The organism is Blautia hominis, from assembly GCA_002270465.1.
Lineage (GTDB): Bacteria > Bacillota > Clostridia > Lachnospirales > Lachnospiraceae > Blautia > Blautia hominis.
In genome coordinates this window covers 201,967-218,243 of sequence record NQOF01000001.1, presented here as the reverse complement: position 1 = coordinate 218,243, position 16,277 = coordinate 201,967, and the positions used below count along the sequence as shown (strand labels likewise).

Below are 16,277 nucleotides of genomic sequence, written 5' to 3'. Positions count from 1 at the left end.
GTGGAGAGAAATGAAGAATAAAAAACAGACAGGACAGCGGGTCTTTGACTATATGATCATGGGAATTGTGATTCTTATCTCTCTGTTTCCTTTTTTGTGGGTGTTTTTGTCTTCCTTTAAGACAAACAGCCAGATCCTTTCCTCCAGCTTTTCCCTGCCCACATCCCTCTATCTGGATGGGTACAGGATAGCCCTGGATAAGGTTGATATTATCTCCAGATTTTTCACCTCTCTGTTCGTGGCGGGAATCAGTACGGTATTGGCAGTCATACTTTATTCCATGGCCGGATACGTGCTGGCGAGGACGGAGTTTAAAGGAAAAAAGATCATCTTTACCCTGTTGATATCCTCCATGCTGATTCCCTCCAATGCCATGGTGCAGCCGGTTTATTTTGTCATCAACAAGCTGGGACTGTACGATACAAAGGCAGGACTGATCCTCATTTATACCGGATTCGGAATGGCACTCAGCCTGTTTTTGATGAGGAACTTTTTCGTGGCAGTGCCCAGGGAGCTGGAGGAGGCAGCCTATATGGACGGCGCCGGATTTTTGAAGACATATACAAAGATCATGCTTCCGCTCAGTAAGCCGGCTATGGCAAGTTCTGCTATCCTTACCTTTATTTTTTCCTGGAATGAGTTTATGTACGCCATGCTGCTCACCTCCAGTGAAAAGAACAGGACGCTGCCGCTGACGATCAAATATTTTACATCCACATTCAGTTTTAACTATTCTTCTATGTTTGCAGCACTTGTGATGTGTATTCTGCCGACAGTGGTGGTATACGTGATCCTGCAGGAACAGATTGCGGAGAGTATGGTGGCTGGTTCTGTCAAGGGATGAGAGGGCAGCTTATGATCGTAACATTAAAATTATGAAGATACGAGACAGTAAGGAAAGGAAAATGATATGGCTTATCAGGTTATTGACGCGCCGGAGTATCTGGAACGGCTGATCATCTATGAAATTGCAACAAAAGGCTTTACGTCACCAAACGGACCGGAGTCTGGTACGTTTGCTTCCATGGAAGAGAAACTTCCGTATCTGGAGGAACTGGGGATCAATGGGGTGTGGCTTACCGGACATCAGCTCTGTGATCCCGCCCATTTTTATAATATCTGGACGGAATATGCCTGCATCCGTCCGGATCGTTTAGACCCCAGTCTGGGAACAGAGGAGGACTTCAGGCATCTTATAGAGAGTGCCCACAGACACGGCATCAAGGTATTCCTGGATGTGATAACCCATGGTGTCATGGAGGACAGCCCTCTTGTGAAGGAGCATCCGAACTGGTTCCGGGGAGGATCCTGGGGTATGCGTGATTTTGACTGGTACGGCGGCCATGAGGATCTGGACCGGTGGTGGGTGGATACCTGGCTGTGGTACATAGAACGATTCGGGGTTGACGGCTACCGTTTGGACGTTGCCCATTACCGCAATGACCTCTGGGCCATGATCCGCCGAAAGGCTGCGGAGAGAGGAAAGAGAATTACCATCATTGCGGAAACCGGGCCTGCGATCCGGGGTGTGACAGACATTCTTCAGCACGGGGAGGTAATAAGCAACAATAGTGGACAGAATCTCTCATTCCGTATGCTGTATGATGCAGCAGGTTACTGCCAAGACAGGCAGATGCGGGCGAACGAACGGTACGAAGTAAAAATAATATACCGAGACGGAACCGTTCAGGACAGCAGGGACACTTTATGGTTTGAAAAAAGTAAAGTACCGGAAGTGATCTATGAGGGCCATTTTACAAAGGAAGTTTTATGTGCTGACGGCTGCACTGCCTGCCATATCCAGCTGGGCAGACTGCGGGTGGAGAATATCCATGAGGAAAAAGAGATAAAAAATATACAGGTGACGGATAAGAACGGTCAGGTCTGGAACAGCAATTTGGAAGAGGTCATGGAAGTGGACTACAAGGTGGAATACACGGAAATTAGGAACGGACTGATTTTGGAATTTCCTCTCAGAATTCAGGACGGGCAGTTTTTATCCATCCAGCTAAGCTGCCATGACAATGGCTGGGTTGGATTTCCCGGGGATGAGAACCCGTATGGAGTCAGGGGGAGCCGTTATCTGGCCGGATACACATCACTTTTGGCACCGGGGATTCCGATCTTTATGTCAGGTGAGGAATTTGATGCGGATTACCGGCCTCTGCCCCGATTGGCTCCTGGATTATACGGAGAGGGGGAACCGGGAACGGGGCGCTGGCTTTACGGGAGCTGGTTAGACTGGGAACAGTTGAAAAGACCGGAGAAAGCTGAAATGCTGGAAGACATGAAATGCATCATTAAGATCAGGAGAGAACACCCGCACCTGATCACACCGGGACGGATGGGCGAAGAAAAAAATCATTACTGTCCTGTGGGTTACAAAGCGGCCAGGACGCTTCCGGTTCCATATTGTTACAGCCGAGAGGGCCAAGTTCTTCTGGTTGCAGCCAACCCTGATGAAAATGAGGATGTGCAGATTAATTTAGAGCTGGACCGGATACTTGATACCAAGCGCAGATACCGGGTATCGGTTCTGTTTGGTGAAATACAGGGAGGACAGATGGAAATATCCGGGGATGTGAAATCTTTATCCGATCGTGCATGGAGGATAAAGAGAGACAAGACTTTCGGGGGTGGTTTGCTGGTGCTGAAATTCGTCCCTGCCGGGGAGTCCTCCTGTGCCGGCAGTGAAGAATGATAGGCAGGATGGATTCGGATATCCGCCGGGTATAGCGATAATTGGTATAATGATAGAAAGGAAAGGATAAGCCCATATGAAAGAATATATGAGTTCATATGAACGGTGTCTGGCTGCCATTGGACTACAGGAGGTCGACAGAATTCCCACAGATCTGCATGATTTTCTGATGTGCGCAGAGGATTCCGGTATGGATTTCGGGCAGTTTGTGCTGGATGACGGCAAAATGGCAGAAATGCAGATAAAAATGTGGGAGGAGTTTGGGCATGACATGCTGTTGATTGAAAATGGTACAGCAGCCCTGGCCCAGGCTCTGGGATGCGGAGTGGTCTACAGAAAAAAAGGTGCTCCGGTGGCGCACACCACGGCCATAAAAAAGCTGGAAGATATCCGGGATATGGGAATTCCCCAAAATATCTGGGACAGTCCGCTTCTAAATGCGCAGATCCTGACTGTGCAGAGATTGGTACAACATTTCGGAAAAGAAGTATTTTTAATTGGACGGGGAGACCAGGGACCGTTCAGTCTGGCCTCCCAGCTTTACGGCATGGACCGGCTTCTGGAAGATTTGATGGATGAAGAGGCAAAAGAGGATGTGCACAGACTGCTGGATCTTTGTACCGAGGCATGTGTGCAGTATCATGAAAAACTGCTTTCCTTGGGAGTACCCATGACATCCATGGGGGACAGCACTGCAGGACCGGATGTCATATCACCGGCCATGTACGAAACCTTTGCGGCGCCGTATGAGAAAAGGGTGATAGACGCTGTCCATGCAAAAGGCGGCATGATTTCCCTGCACATCTGCGGAAACGCTACGAAAATCATAGATAAAATGTGCAATCTGGGGGCAGATATACTGGAGATTGACCAGAAGACGGATCTGGAAGCCGCAGTCAGAGAGTCCAGGGGAAAATGTGCTCTGCTGGGCCAGATAAATCCTGTACTGCTTTCTAACGGAACACAGCAGGAAGTAACAGAAGCAGTTGAACGGACCCTGGAGACGGTTGGAGGAAAGACTTCCACAGGATTTATATTGGGACCGGGCTGTGCACTTGGAGGAGATACGCCGAAAGAAAACGTTCATATATTGGTAAATAGCGTACAGATCATATAAATATCAAGCAGAAGCGGATATCACCTTGTTGTTTGACTTATGTCATACTGTTCGTGGCTTTCTTGAATTGGCTGCATTACGGTATTATGACAGGCAGCTTTGATGACTGTATACCCTATATTTTTTTGAAAAGACAGAACAGATTTCCGGTAAGATACAGGGGAGCTGCAGCCGTACATACGGCGTGTAGATCATGTGGAGCCTTGCCAGTGAGCGTATCTGAAAAAAGAGGAGCCGGTATTAGCTGTTAAGCCCCAAAAGCTGAACAGCCAATGCCGGTTCCTTTTTGACATATCTGTATTTATTATGTCGCAAACATGTTTGGTTAGTGGTATAATGAATATTGATTTTCGTCCGTTGCAGGAAAGGGATATCTGCAGGGATGATAGGATCCAAAGAACGGAAGGAATAGGAGAACAGCATGCTTGTAGTAATGAAATTCGGCGGCAGCTCTGTGGCTGATCTGGAGAAAATCAGAAATGTGGCAGAGCGCTGCATTAAAAAACGGAAAGAGGGAAACCAGGTGGTTGTGGTCCTCTCCGCAATGGGAAAAACCACGGACGGACTGCTGGCCCAGGCGGGAGAGATCAGTAAAATGCCGTCCAGACGTGAGATGGACATGCTCCTGGCCACAGGGGAGCAGGTGTCTGTATCCCTCATGGCTATGACAATGATCCAGATGGGAGTGACCGCCATTTCCCTGAATGCGTGGCAGGTACCCATGCACACCACTTCTGCGTATCAGAACGCCAAGTTGAAAAGGATAGATACTGAGAGAATCACCAAAGAGCTGGATTCCAACAAGATTGTTGTAGTGACCGGATTCCAGGGCATCAATAAATACGATGATGTTACCACCCTGGGAAGAGGCGGTTCTGACACTACCGCTGTGGCGCTTGCGGCTGCCCTGAATGCGGATCTGTGCGAGATTTATACAGATGTGGACGGTGTATACACGGCAGACCCCCGCATTGTACCGGATGCCAGGAAGATGCCGGAAGTAACTTACGAGGAAATGCTGGAATTTGCATCCCTGGGGGCAAAGGTGCTGCACAGCCGCTGCGTGGAGATGGCAAGGCGGTATAATGTGAATCTGGTGGTAAAGTCCAGCATGAGTGAAGAAGAAGGAACCATTGTGAAGGAGACAACAAAGATGGAAAAAATGCTGATAAGCGGTGTGGCCGTTGATAAAAATATTGCAAAAATCGCAGTTTCGGGTATGAAGGACAACCCGGAGAGTACCTTCCGGCTCCTGAACCTCATGGCAAAGAACGGGGTAAACATTGATGTCATGATCCAGTCACTGGAAAAAGACGGAACCAAGACGCTGACATTCACTGTGGCAAGGCCGGATATGATGATGACGCTTGACCTTCTGAAAAAATACAGCGATGTGATAGGAAATGCCAACGTGGGCTGTGAGGAGGATGTGGCGAAGGTTTCCGTGGTCGGAGCAGGGGTAAGCTCCAATCCGGGCGTGGCGGCAAAGATGTTCGAGGCTCTGTCAAACGCTGGGATCAACACGGATATGGTCACAACTTCCGAGATCCGTATCACAGCGGTGATCAAAGAATCAGAAGCGGAAATGGCTATGCGGGCAGTGCATGACAGATTTGCGTCTGAGTGGGAATAAGTGCAGATCGGAAGGGCAGAATACAGGCTGCGCTGCTTTCCCCTTATTGGGTACGGTGGAAATATTGTACAGATATGGGCGCGATGGGGACAGGCTTATGGCCTGTCCCCATCAGATTGCAGACAAAGTGCTTTATGCAGAATAATGATAGATTTATAAGGTCTCTTCAACATAGAGATCTATCGCTTTCGTATGGTTGATGCTTATGACAGGTTTTCCCGAACCTAATTCCAGACGGTTCCTTTTGAGCAGATGCTGCGGATCATTAATGGTACCGTTTTGAATGGTATTAAAATCCATTTTAATATTATCAGGTAATTTATCTAGATAAACAGAAACACCCGGAAATACACTTGATCCGGAACCATCCAGCGTAATGTTATGATCCAATCGATCAGCCTCTAATTCAAGAAATACAAGGGATTTGTCTGCGTGGATAAACACATCCGAGTGTATTGTACCGAAATGAATCTGATGAAATTCGCCGGCAGCTTCAATTTTTTCAAATTCTTTCCGGGGGATATAAACAACAAAGGAGCCAAGGACATTATTGTCCGCTTCGGCATTTTCCATCATAACCCTGATATGAAGCAGAGTGCCGTTTTGGTCACAACTGACTTCATATTTATGATCAGGATTCAAGTCGGCATTATAAAATTCAAAGTTATTATTTTCACTCTGCTTTATGATAACAGATCTGGCATTTCCGCTTATATTGACATGGCTGATGTTTCCGGCCTCAATATCATCATGTACTTTTTCTCCTTTCTCACTACTCGTAATATTCAAATTGTTTTTTTGATCTTCACATGCAGTGAATAAAATTGTGCAAAGAACACATACAAAGAGCATTCGTATTCCATTTATTTTCCTCATTTTCCCCACCTCTTAATTTTTGACGGGTGCTCATCCGGTACAGTTTCGGGCCGGATAGGGCACTAACCTAATTATACTATATACGCAGAAAAAAATATAGATACGAATATCGCTGCTGCGGGCAGGAAATCGCAGATCGGCGCACTTGCCCAGGCAGTGCCCATAGCGGTTACCCTTGTCTGTTCAAAAAGATTGCGTATTTATATTAGCTATGGTAAAATTATAGGAAATAAGTGAACAAAAATATAATATTCAGATTAATTTGAAAATATTATCATAAAGCAAGAAGTTTAGTCATTAGAAATACCTATTATAAAGTTCTGTTATTCTTTCCCTCATGTTTTAGTAAAACCGGCAGAAATTTCCACCTCATGGGCAGAAGGTGTTTGGGGCCGGCACAGAGGCACTGCTGCCAAGCTGCAGGGTTTCACAAGCCATGCCCGGTTCACCGCAGGGATAAAATAAAAGAACAAAAGCGCTGAGGGAGGATAATGGGGTTATGGACATGGAGAAGAATACAGAGAGATCAAAAGCACATACAGAAAACAGAGGGGGAAAAAGAAAAGGGGCAATTGTCTGGAAATTAAGTTTTAATCTGCTGGTGGTCCTGATACCAGCCCTGGTGATCATGATCGCGGCAGCCTGCGTGGTGGCATCCCAGTCTATTTCCCAGCTTAACAATAAGCTGCTGGATGTACAGACGGATTATGCCATTTCCATTGTGGACGATTTTTTCAAGGGAAAGATAGCCGCTGCCAGTATGTATGAGAATGACGGTATGCTGATCAGATACTTCAATTCTGTGGAGAACGTGGATGATATTGAGAAGTATGGAGAGAAAGAATCCCTGACCCGCGAGCTGTCGGAGGTATTGGAACGGATGTCCGGCGAGAAAGTGATGCAGGTATGGGTGGCAGATGAAAAAACGGACAATTACCTGTTCTCCTCAGGGGATACAGGGAAAGCAGGTATGGCAGATCTGGAATGGTACGAGATGGTGATGGAAAGCCGGGAACCTATAGTATCGGACCCTTATCAGGATGCTTTTTCCGGGGAGACGGTGATATCGGTTGTGGCTCCCGTCTTTTCCGATGAGGGGTCAGATATCATTGGATTTTTTGGACTTGATGTGACTATGGACAGCCTGTCTGAACTTCTTACCGGGATAAAAGTGGGTGAAAACGGCTACATGGAGCTTCTCTCAAACTGTTCGGTATACATCTACAGCAATGACAAGACATCCGTCAACAGAAATGTGGATGAGCTGGACATAACAGAGGACTATAAGAAAAAGGTACGTGAAAATTACAACGGAACCTATAGCTTTGCATACAGGGGGATTGACTATACTGCCATATTCAGAAACAGCCAGACAACAAAATGGCTGGCGATCGCCACACTGCCGGTTTCGGAGATGAATGCCACACGCAGCCATCTGATACTGTTGATGGCAGTGCTGTCTGTACTGATCCTCCTCCTTCTGATCATTGTGATCGTGGCGGTGCTCCGCAGGATGATGCAGCCTCTGGCAGAGATCAGCAGTCAAATGGAGCATTTCGCAAAGGGCAGACTGGATGTGGACATAGAGATTCAGAGAGACGATGAAATAGGGCGCCTGGCGGGTAGCATTCGCAGGACCATCAGTTCCCTGAAGGATATGATCAGCGATGTGTCTTACATACTGGGGGAAATTTCCAACGGAAACCTGGATGTGGAGATGAAAGGCAGTTATATGGGGGATTTTGTGCATATTAAGGAGGCCCTGGAGCAGATCACAACAGCCTTGAATGCTACGCTTGGACAGATCAGCAATGCTGCAGAGCAAGTATCAAGCGGCTCCAGTCTGGTTTCTGACGGTGCCCAGTCACTGGCACAGGGTGCATCGGAACAGGCCGGCACTGTGGAGGAGCTTGCCTCGGGTATCCATGAAATCTCTGAGCAGATAACATCCAATGCTGCCAATTCAGAGAATGCCAGTAAAAGGGCTTCCGCAGTGGGGAGAGAGGCAGTTGAGAGCAACAGCCGTATGCAGGAGATGCTGACAGCCATGGAGGACATCAGGAGGAGTTCCCAGAAGATCGGTGATATTTTAAAAGCCATCGAGGATATTGCATTCCAGACAAATATCCTGGCGCTGAATGCCTCTGTGGAGGCAGCAAGAGCGGGTGAGGCGGGCAGAGGTTTTTCTGTCGTGGCCGGTGAAGTCAGAAACCTGGCATCCAAGAGCGCCGAGGCTGCGAAGAACACCACGGAGCTTATCCATAACTCCCTGAATGCAGTGGAACATGGGACAAAAATTGCAGATGATACGGCAAGATCCCTGCAGAATGTAATGCGGGGGGCCGGTGAAGTGGCAGAAGCGCTGAATGAGATCTCAAAGGCATCCAGCGGTCAGGCTCATTATGTGGAACAGGTGACCAGGGGGATTGAACAGATTTCCAATGTGGTGCAGGATAATTCGGCTACCGCGGAGGAGAGCGCAGCAGCCAGTGAAGAACTCTCGGCACAGGCGATCCTGCTGAAAGACCAGATTGGAAAATTTCATATAAAAGAGAACTGATCACTTATCCCTTTATTGGCAGGAGCAGGAGACGATGATCGTAACCGGAGACGAGACCGACTATGATCACAAGAGCGGATAGTTCCGGGAGACCTGCTTCCGTGCCCTGTTCAGTCGGGGCACAGGGACATAAAATAGCTGACAACTCCTGCATGGAGCGGTTAGCTATTTTTTTCTGCATTAGAGCCGGCAGTGGGGTTTGCCGGAGGCTGTGATCTTAATCCTCTTTTCTTCTCAGAAATTCCACAAAGGCAAAAATGATGGAAATGACTGTGAGGACTGATACGATCAGTTCTGCCATGTTATTGGCGTAATCCGTCTTTGAAGGCATGAGGGCACCCAGGATCAAAAAATAGACACACCATATAAGTCCAATAATGAGCAATAAAAACGTAAGATATTTTAATGCAAGGGCGATCTTGTTTATGAACCGCTGGTTGGATGCCCTTTCTTTTTCCGTATATTCTTTTTTCAAAAGCTGCTTTATTCCGGCAAGCAAAAAACCGATCATAACACCCGAAGTCAAACCCATGCAAATATCATAAAAAATGCCCATATCTTACTCGTCTTTCCGGAAAAACAAATCTGTTTTCCTTACACCGTTGTTTACAGAGTCATATCGTTTCATTAGTCCGCTCCCCTTTTTCATCAATAAACATATTATACTGTTGTTTCACAGTATACGCAATGAAAAGTCTCTGGCTTATCCCGCATTTTATGGGGTTTGGACAAATGGAGGCTGGCAGCGGTCATGTTCAAACCTGGTTTTTGTGCGTATTTTGGTGATGTTCTTTTCAAAAAGATTGCAGATTTATGCTTGCTATGATAAAATTAAAGGAAATATGTAAAGAAAAATGGAATTTTCAGACCAATTTAAAATATTGTTATGAAGTATGCAAAAAAGGTAAGGGAGGTAGCGTCATGATACGGGAAGTTTCTCTTTCCGCAGACCAGGTAAAGGCACTGATGGATCATGCACCCATGGCTGTCTGTGTCAGTTCAGCGGATACATATAAAATACTGTACGCCAACCGGCTGGCACGGGATATATTTATGCCGCAGGAAGGGGCGGAACAAAGGTGCTGTTACCAGGTGGCAGGCTTTGATGAGCCGTGCCGGTTTTGCCGGGAAGACAAAATGAGCAGAGAGGTACTGCTGACCCGGGAGTATTATCATCCGGTCAATGGCAGGATCTATCAGCTCAGTGGCAAAATGATCGAATGGAATGGAGAAGCTGCGCATATTGAGTATATACAGGACATTACGGACAGAAAACGGGATGAGGAGCAGTCTGTTGTACTGAAAAAGGAACTTCAGACTACTTTCTGCAGCATTCCCTGCGGACTCTGCGTTTATCGCTATGACGGAGAAAAGATCTTACCAGTGTTTCACAACCCTGCCTTTTACGAAATTATGGGGTATTCCAAGGAACATATCCGCATCATTGAGAAAAAAACCAGTTATATGGGGGTTCATCCGGATGACTGCGGTCTGCTTCAGGATAAGATTCAGAAAGCAATACACAGCGGACAGACCATGGAGCATACATATCGTGTCTGGAATGACCGGGAAGAGGCGTACCACTGGATCCAGCTTGAGGCCTCTGTAAAAACACAGCCGGATAAGACGAAGCTGCTCTATGGAGTTTACAAGGACGTAAGCGAAAAGATACAGATGGAACAAGAGCTTATGGCTGCAAAGGACAAGATGCAGGATATTGTCAATGCCATTCCCGGTGGGGTTGCTATTTACAGAGTATCCGACATTTTTGAAACCATCTATTTTTCTGACGGCGTACCGGAACTGACAGGATATACGGTCGAGGAATATCAGGAGATGATAAAACGGGATGCAGCGGAGATGACCTACCGGGAAGACACGGAGATGGTGGTTTTGAAGGCCATGGAGGTCATACAGACCCATAAAGTTTTAAAGTTTGAATTCCGCAAACTGCATCGGGACGGACATATTGTCTGGGTCCGTGCCCATGTGAAATGGATCGGGGAGGACCACGGCTGTCCGCTCCTCCACTGCGTTTTCCATAATATCTCGGATCTGAAAGAGACTCAGCTTGAGATGGATCATCTGGTAAACTCCATACCGGGAGGGATTGCCAGCTATCGGATAGAGGGAGATAAGATCACGCCCATCTTTATATCAGACGGTGTTATGGCACTTTCCGGACACACCAGAGAGGAACTGCAGCAGTATGACGCATTCCGCATGATTTACGAACAGGACAGAGAACGGGTGCTGTCAGCCATGCGGGCGGCCCTTGAAAATGGCAAAGTCCTGGATGTGTCTTATCGGATGCGGCATAAAGACGGAAGTCTGATCTGGATCCATCTGAGGGGCCGGAGAATGGATACCTATGGGGAAGTAATGGGATTCTATGCGGTCTTTACCGGGATGTCGGCAGAAGCCAGGCTGTTTCAGAGCATTGCAAACGATACGGCGGACGGGATCTATGTCATTGCAAAAGAGAATTACGACCTTCTCTATGCCAATGAGTCAAAGATGCTGTTTGAAGGAGGGAATAAACGTCTGGGGCAGAAATGCTACACAGCCCTCCACGGAAAAGACACGCCCTGTGAATTCTGTACCCAGCAGGAGCATCAGCCGGATGGGGAAGCCCACCGCATGGTGGACAGGGAAAATAACCGCTGCTATAATGTCCGCTTCCGTGAGACGGACTGGAACGGCATTCCGGCCTATATCAAATACGTGAGAGACATCACAGAGGAGGTCAAGACACAGGACGAAAAAGAAAGGCTGGAGCAGTATTTCCAAACCGTGCTGAAGTACCTGCCCGGAGGTGTGGCTGTCATGAGATATGAGCAGGATGGCACAATGATACCGGAATTTTTGTCCGAGGGTTTTGCGGAAATGACGAAGATGACCCGGGAACAGGCATGGGAAATTTACCGAAAGGATGCCATGGCCGGCGTACACCCGGAGGACAGAGCGTTTGTGGATGAACAGATGGAAGCGTACCTTGCTGTGGGGAAAGGCCATTGCGAAATGGTATACCGGCTGCAGGCAGGTGACGGTGGTTATGTGTGGGTGAAAAACACCTTGTCATTGATCAAAAGTGTCAATGGGGAACAGCGCGTGTATGCCGGATACCATGATATGACCAGGGAACGGGAGGAAAAAGCGCAGATACGAAAGCAGTATAATGACTTGATCCTGCAGCATTACCGCACCCCCGGACCCAATGCGCTGATCGTGGGACATTGCAGCATAACCCAGAATAAGATTCTGGAGATCATTGATTATACGGACTCTGATCTTTTGAAAACCTTTGGGGATGTAAGGGAAACGTTTTTTACGGGCATTGCCGGGCTGGTGGAAGAGCCGGATATGCGGCAGGCTTTTCTGGATACCTATCTGAATGCGCCGGCCTATGAGGCGTTTAAGAAGGGGGATACAGAGCAGATACTGGAGTGCTATGTGAAGCTGCCGAAGGAGCAGCACGGCCGTTATGTGCAGTTCAAAGTAAATCTGGTGGAAACACCGGATACGGGCGGTGTCACCGGAATCCTCACAGTGACGGACATTACTGAGCAGACCATATCGGAACGGATACTGCGGCAGCTTTCAGTGACCAGCTATGATCTGGTGCTTGATGTAGATCTTCTGAATGACAGCTACACAGTCCTTACCAGTGACGGCTCTGCCGGCGATTATCCTAACTCCCGGGGCTGTTATTCCCGGAAGGTCACAGAGATGTATCATTCCAGGGTAGTGCCCAGGGATAAAGAAAATGTCATAAAGATGCTTACCAGGGAATACATGACAAAACGCCTGAAAAGGGAAGACAGTTATTCGTTCCATTTCTCCATCATGGATGAAAAGGGGGAAGTCCTGACAAAGAATATGACAGTTTCAGCCATTGATCTGAGGCTTGGGCGTGTATGTCTGTCCAGAACAGATATCACAGACTCGGTGCGGGAACAGCAGAGTATGCTGAATGTAGTGGCCTATACGTTTGAACTCATGGCCTTTGTGGATGTGAGCGGCGGACATGTGACTATGTATACCCGTCAGACGGTGCTGGAGAACCTGTCCCCTTATATTTTAGATAATTACAGGGATCTGGTAAAAAGTATTACGGATTTTTATATCACCAGTCAACTGGAGAGAGAGGAGGAGGCGTATTTTGACCTGGATAATATGCTGAGGCACCTGGAAGAAAAGCCGTCAGGCTATGATTTTGTACTTCCGTACAAGTCCAGGGAGGGAATGCGGTATAAGCAGATCAATGTGCTCTGGGGAGACAGAAGCCGCAGAAGGGTCTGTATGGTCCGGGCGGATGTGACGGACATGCTGGCAGCAGAGAGAAAGGCAAAGGATGCCCTGCAGGATGCGCTGGCTTTGGCGGAGGAGGCGAACCGGGCAAAGAGCGAATTCCTTTCCTCCATGAGCCATGATATCCGGACACCCATGAATGCTGTAATAGGCATGACATCCCTGGCTGCCGCCAATCTGGACGACAGAGGGAGGGTGGAGGACTGTCTGAAAAAGATATCTTCTTCATCCAAATATCTCCTGAGCCTTATTAACGATATTCTGGATATGAGCAAAATCGAGCGTTCCAAGATCATACTGAACCACATGCGGATATCTATGCCTGAGCTGCTGGAGGAGCTGTCTGTTATGATGGAGCCACAGGTGGAGGCAAACGCCCTTAAATTTCATATGGAGTCTAAAGGGATCAGACACGGGATCTTTTATGGGGATAAGCTTCGTATCAATCAGATCTTGATAAATATTCTGAGTAATGCCATTAAATTTACACCGGAAGGCGGCAGTGTGGATTTTCTGGCGGAAGAGACAGAACTTGACTGTGGGGACGGCCGGGTGTGCTATCGGTTTACTGTCCGCGATACAGGCATTGGCATGACGGAAGATTTTGTGGAGCATATCTTTGAGGCGTTTGCGCGGAACAGCAACATCACATCGGTGGAGGGCACCGGGCTGGGACTGAGTATTACCAAGGGTCTTGTGGACCTTATGGGAGGCAGGATATGGGTTAAGAGTAAAGTGCACGAGGGCAGTACATTCTGTGTTGAGCTTAGATGTGAGGCAGTACCGGAGAAAGAAGATGCAGACCGGGGATTGGATGCCGTGACCGGGGAAGAGAATGCCGCCAAAACACTGACAGGGCGCTGCTTTCTGGTTGCGGAGGACAATGCCATCAACTCGGAGATCCTGTGTGAACTGCTTAAAATGCAGGGGGCAGTAACCGTGGTAAAGACAGATGGCATACAGACCGTCGAAGAATTTTCAAGGGCGCAGCCCGGAACTTATGACGCGGTGCTGATGGATATCCGTATGCCGCGTATGAATGGATATGAGGCGGCCCGTGCCATCAGAAAAATGGAGCGGGAGGACGCGCTGGCCATTCCCATCATAGCAATGACGGCAAACGCTTTTGCGGAGGATGTGCAGGAAGCCATGGATGCGGGGATGAATGCCCATGTGGCAAAACCAATAGACGTGATTATACTGCGGGATACCCTGACGGGACTGCTGGCAGGACGGGATTTCAGTGATAAGTGAAATGATCTGGTTCGTGGAATATGGGAGATGATAGAGTGAAGTTAGAGAGATTTAAAAAATGTTCAGATATTGCCCGAGGTTTGGAAAAAGCAGATTTTGTTTTGAAGGATGCGAAGATTGTCAATGTTTTTACAGAGGAGATCATAGAGGGGGATATTGCCATAGCGGACGGCATGATCGCCGGGATCGGCACATATAAGGGCATCCGGGAAAAGGATCTGAAGGGGAAATATGTGTGCCCCGGATTTATTGACAGCCATCTGCATCTGGAATCTACGCTGGTGACACCAAAAGAGCTGATTTCCCAGGCTGTTTTGTGTGGGACCACTACTTTTATCGTTGACCCGCATGAGTCGGCTAATGTAGCCGGGCTGGCCGGGATAGACTATATTTTGAGGGAAACGGAGGAAGTATCCGCCAATGTGTTTGTCATGATGCCGTCCTGTGTACCGGCTACGGGCATTGATGACAATGCGTGCAGGATCACCGCGGATATGATGGAGCCATATCTGCAAAATGAGCGCATCCTGGGCCTTGGGGAGGTTATGGACTATATCTCTGTGGTGGAAGGTGATCCGCAAATGCACGAAAAGCTGCAGCTCTTTGAGAGGAGGGTGCGGGACGGACACGCGCCGTTTCTTCAGGAGCCGGATCTCCAGGCCTATGTCATGGCAGGGATTTCCACGGACCATGAGTGCTCGGAGTTTGCCTATGCCTTGAGGGAGCGGAGGAACGGAATGACCGTTCACATACGCGAGGGCAGCGCTGCCAGAAATCTGAAGGACATTGTACAGGGGATCGTAGAGGAGCATATGAATACAGATGGTTTCTGTTTCTGCACAGATGACAAGCATATTGAGGATATAAAAAGAGAAGGCCATATAGACCATAATGTGAGAAAGGCAGCTGCCCTGGGAATTGATCCGGTCCACGCTATCCGGATGGCGACCATCCAGGCGGCCAAGTGCTACGGGCTGTCCCGCATTGGGGCAGTGGCGCCGGGGTACCAGGCGGACCTTCTGGTGCTGGATGACCTGGAGCAGGCGGCAGTCCGGGAGGTTTACTACAAAGGGCAGATCGTGAAAGCGGAAAATGCCTGTCCGGTCCATACCTGTCCTTTGGAACTGAAAAATACCGTACATGTAAAGGGGTTCACAAGAGATAAACTGAAATATATCGGTTCCTTCCCCTGCCATGTCATTTTGATGGAAGAAGGACAGATCACCACAAAGGATATCATGGAGGAGGAGATCTGTCAGGACCATTTGGAGGGGAATGGGGAGATACAGAAAATAGCGGTGGTTGAGAGGCACAAACATACCGGAATGGTGGGAGTGGGATTCGTGAAGGGATATGGCCTGCAGTGCGGAGCCGCAGCTTCCAGCGTCTCACATGATTCCCATAATATAATCGTCATTGGCGACAATGATGAAGATATGGAACTGGCTGTCAGGGAACTGATCCGTACCCAGGGAGGGTATACGCTTGTGCACAGCCATCAGATCTATGAGACACTGGAGCTTCCGATCATGGGGCTTATGACAGACATGGGGTTTGAAAAGGCCAACCAAAAGCTGGAAAAAATGATTCAAAAGGCACATGAAATGGGTGTGCCAAATGGGATGGATCCGTTTATTGCGCTGTCCTTTATGGCACTGCCTGTTATCCCGGAGATCCGGATCACCCCGAGAGGAATATACTCCGTCACGGGTAATTCTTTTTACACCTGATCCTGCAAGAAATAAGTTGAACTGACGAAGACAATCTTTTATAATGGAGTTATCAAAAAAGAGAAATGGAACTGATAAGCAAGCCTGAAAAAGGA

General features: G+C 48.1%; 9 protein-coding genes. 7 read left to right on the top strand and 2 right to left on the bottom strand.

Going from position 1 to position 16,277, the window contains the following annotated elements; all coding sequences use genetic code 11:
- The first annotated feature begins 10 nt into the window (after nucleotides 1-10).
- The 4 genes from CI595_RS00995 (at nucleotide 11) to CI595_RS00980 (ending at nucleotide 5,451) form a co-directional block, all read left to right on the top strand.
- Nucleotides 11-844, top strand: coding sequence for a carbohydrate ABC transporter permease (locus CI595_RS00995; RefSeq protein WP_095170813.1), 834 nt, complete (start codon nucleotides 11-13; stop codon nucleotides 842-844).
- Between the two features lie 66 nt (nucleotides 845-910).
- On the top strand, nucleotides 911-2,701 hold the full coding sequence (locus tag CI595_RS00990) for an alpha-amylase family glycosyl hydrolase (RefSeq protein ID WP_095170811.1): 1,791 nt from the start codon (nucleotides 911-913) through the stop codon (nucleotides 2,699-2,701).
- Nucleotides 2,702-2,777: 76 nt separating this feature from the next.
- Nucleotides 2,778-3,818, top strand: a complete 1,041-nt coding sequence (locus CI595_RS00985; protein ID WP_095170809.1) for a uroporphyrinogen decarboxylase family protein — start codon at nucleotides 2,778-2,780, stop codon at nucleotides 3,816-3,818.
- A gap of 421 nt (nucleotides 3,819-4,239) precedes the next feature.
- Complete coding sequence (locus CI595_RS00980) at nucleotides 4,240-5,451, top strand: aspartate kinase (RefSeq protein WP_095170807.1); 1,212 nt, start codon at nucleotides 4,240-4,242, stop codon at nucleotides 5,449-5,451.
- A gap of 153 nt (nucleotides 5,452-5,604) precedes the next feature.
- Here CI595_RS00980 and CI595_RS00975 read toward each other — a convergent pair whose 3' ends face one another.
- Nucleotides 5,605-6,327, bottom strand: coding sequence for a hypothetical protein (locus tag CI595_RS00975; protein WP_095170804.1), 723 nt, complete (start codon nucleotides 6,325-6,327; stop codon nucleotides 5,605-5,607).
- 499 nt (nucleotides 6,328-6,826) lie between these two features.
- On the opposite strand from CI595_RS00975, the gene CI595_RS00970 reads away from it, so the two are divergent.
- Nucleotides 6,827-8,887, top strand: coding sequence for a methyl-accepting chemotaxis protein (locus tag CI595_RS00970; protein WP_330397230.1), 2,061 nt, complete (start codon nucleotides 6,827-6,829; stop codon nucleotides 8,885-8,887).
- A gap of 217 nt (nucleotides 8,888-9,104) precedes the next feature.
- Here CI595_RS00970 and CI595_RS00965 read toward each other — a convergent pair whose 3' ends face one another.
- Entirely contained in the window at nucleotides 9,105-9,443 is a 339-nt protein-coding gene (locus CI595_RS00965; protein ID WP_095170802.1) for a transporter, read from the bottom strand.
- Nucleotides 9,444-9,808: 365 nt separating this feature from the next.
- On the opposite strand from CI595_RS00965, the gene CI595_RS00960 reads away from it, so the two are divergent.
- On the top strand, nucleotides 9,809-14,452 hold the full coding sequence (locus CI595_RS00960; RefSeq protein ID WP_095170800.1) for a hybrid sensor histidine kinase/response regulator: 4,644 nt from the start codon (nucleotides 9,809-9,811) through the stop codon (nucleotides 14,450-14,452).
- A gap of 35 nt (nucleotides 14,453-14,487) precedes the next feature.
- Nucleotides 14,488-16,182: an adenine deaminase gene (gene ade, locus CI595_RS00955; protein WP_095170798.1), complete on the top strand. Its 1,695-nt coding sequence runs from the start codon at nucleotides 14,488-14,490 to the stop codon at nucleotides 16,180-16,182.
- Nucleotides 16,183-16,277 lie beyond the last annotated feature (95 nt).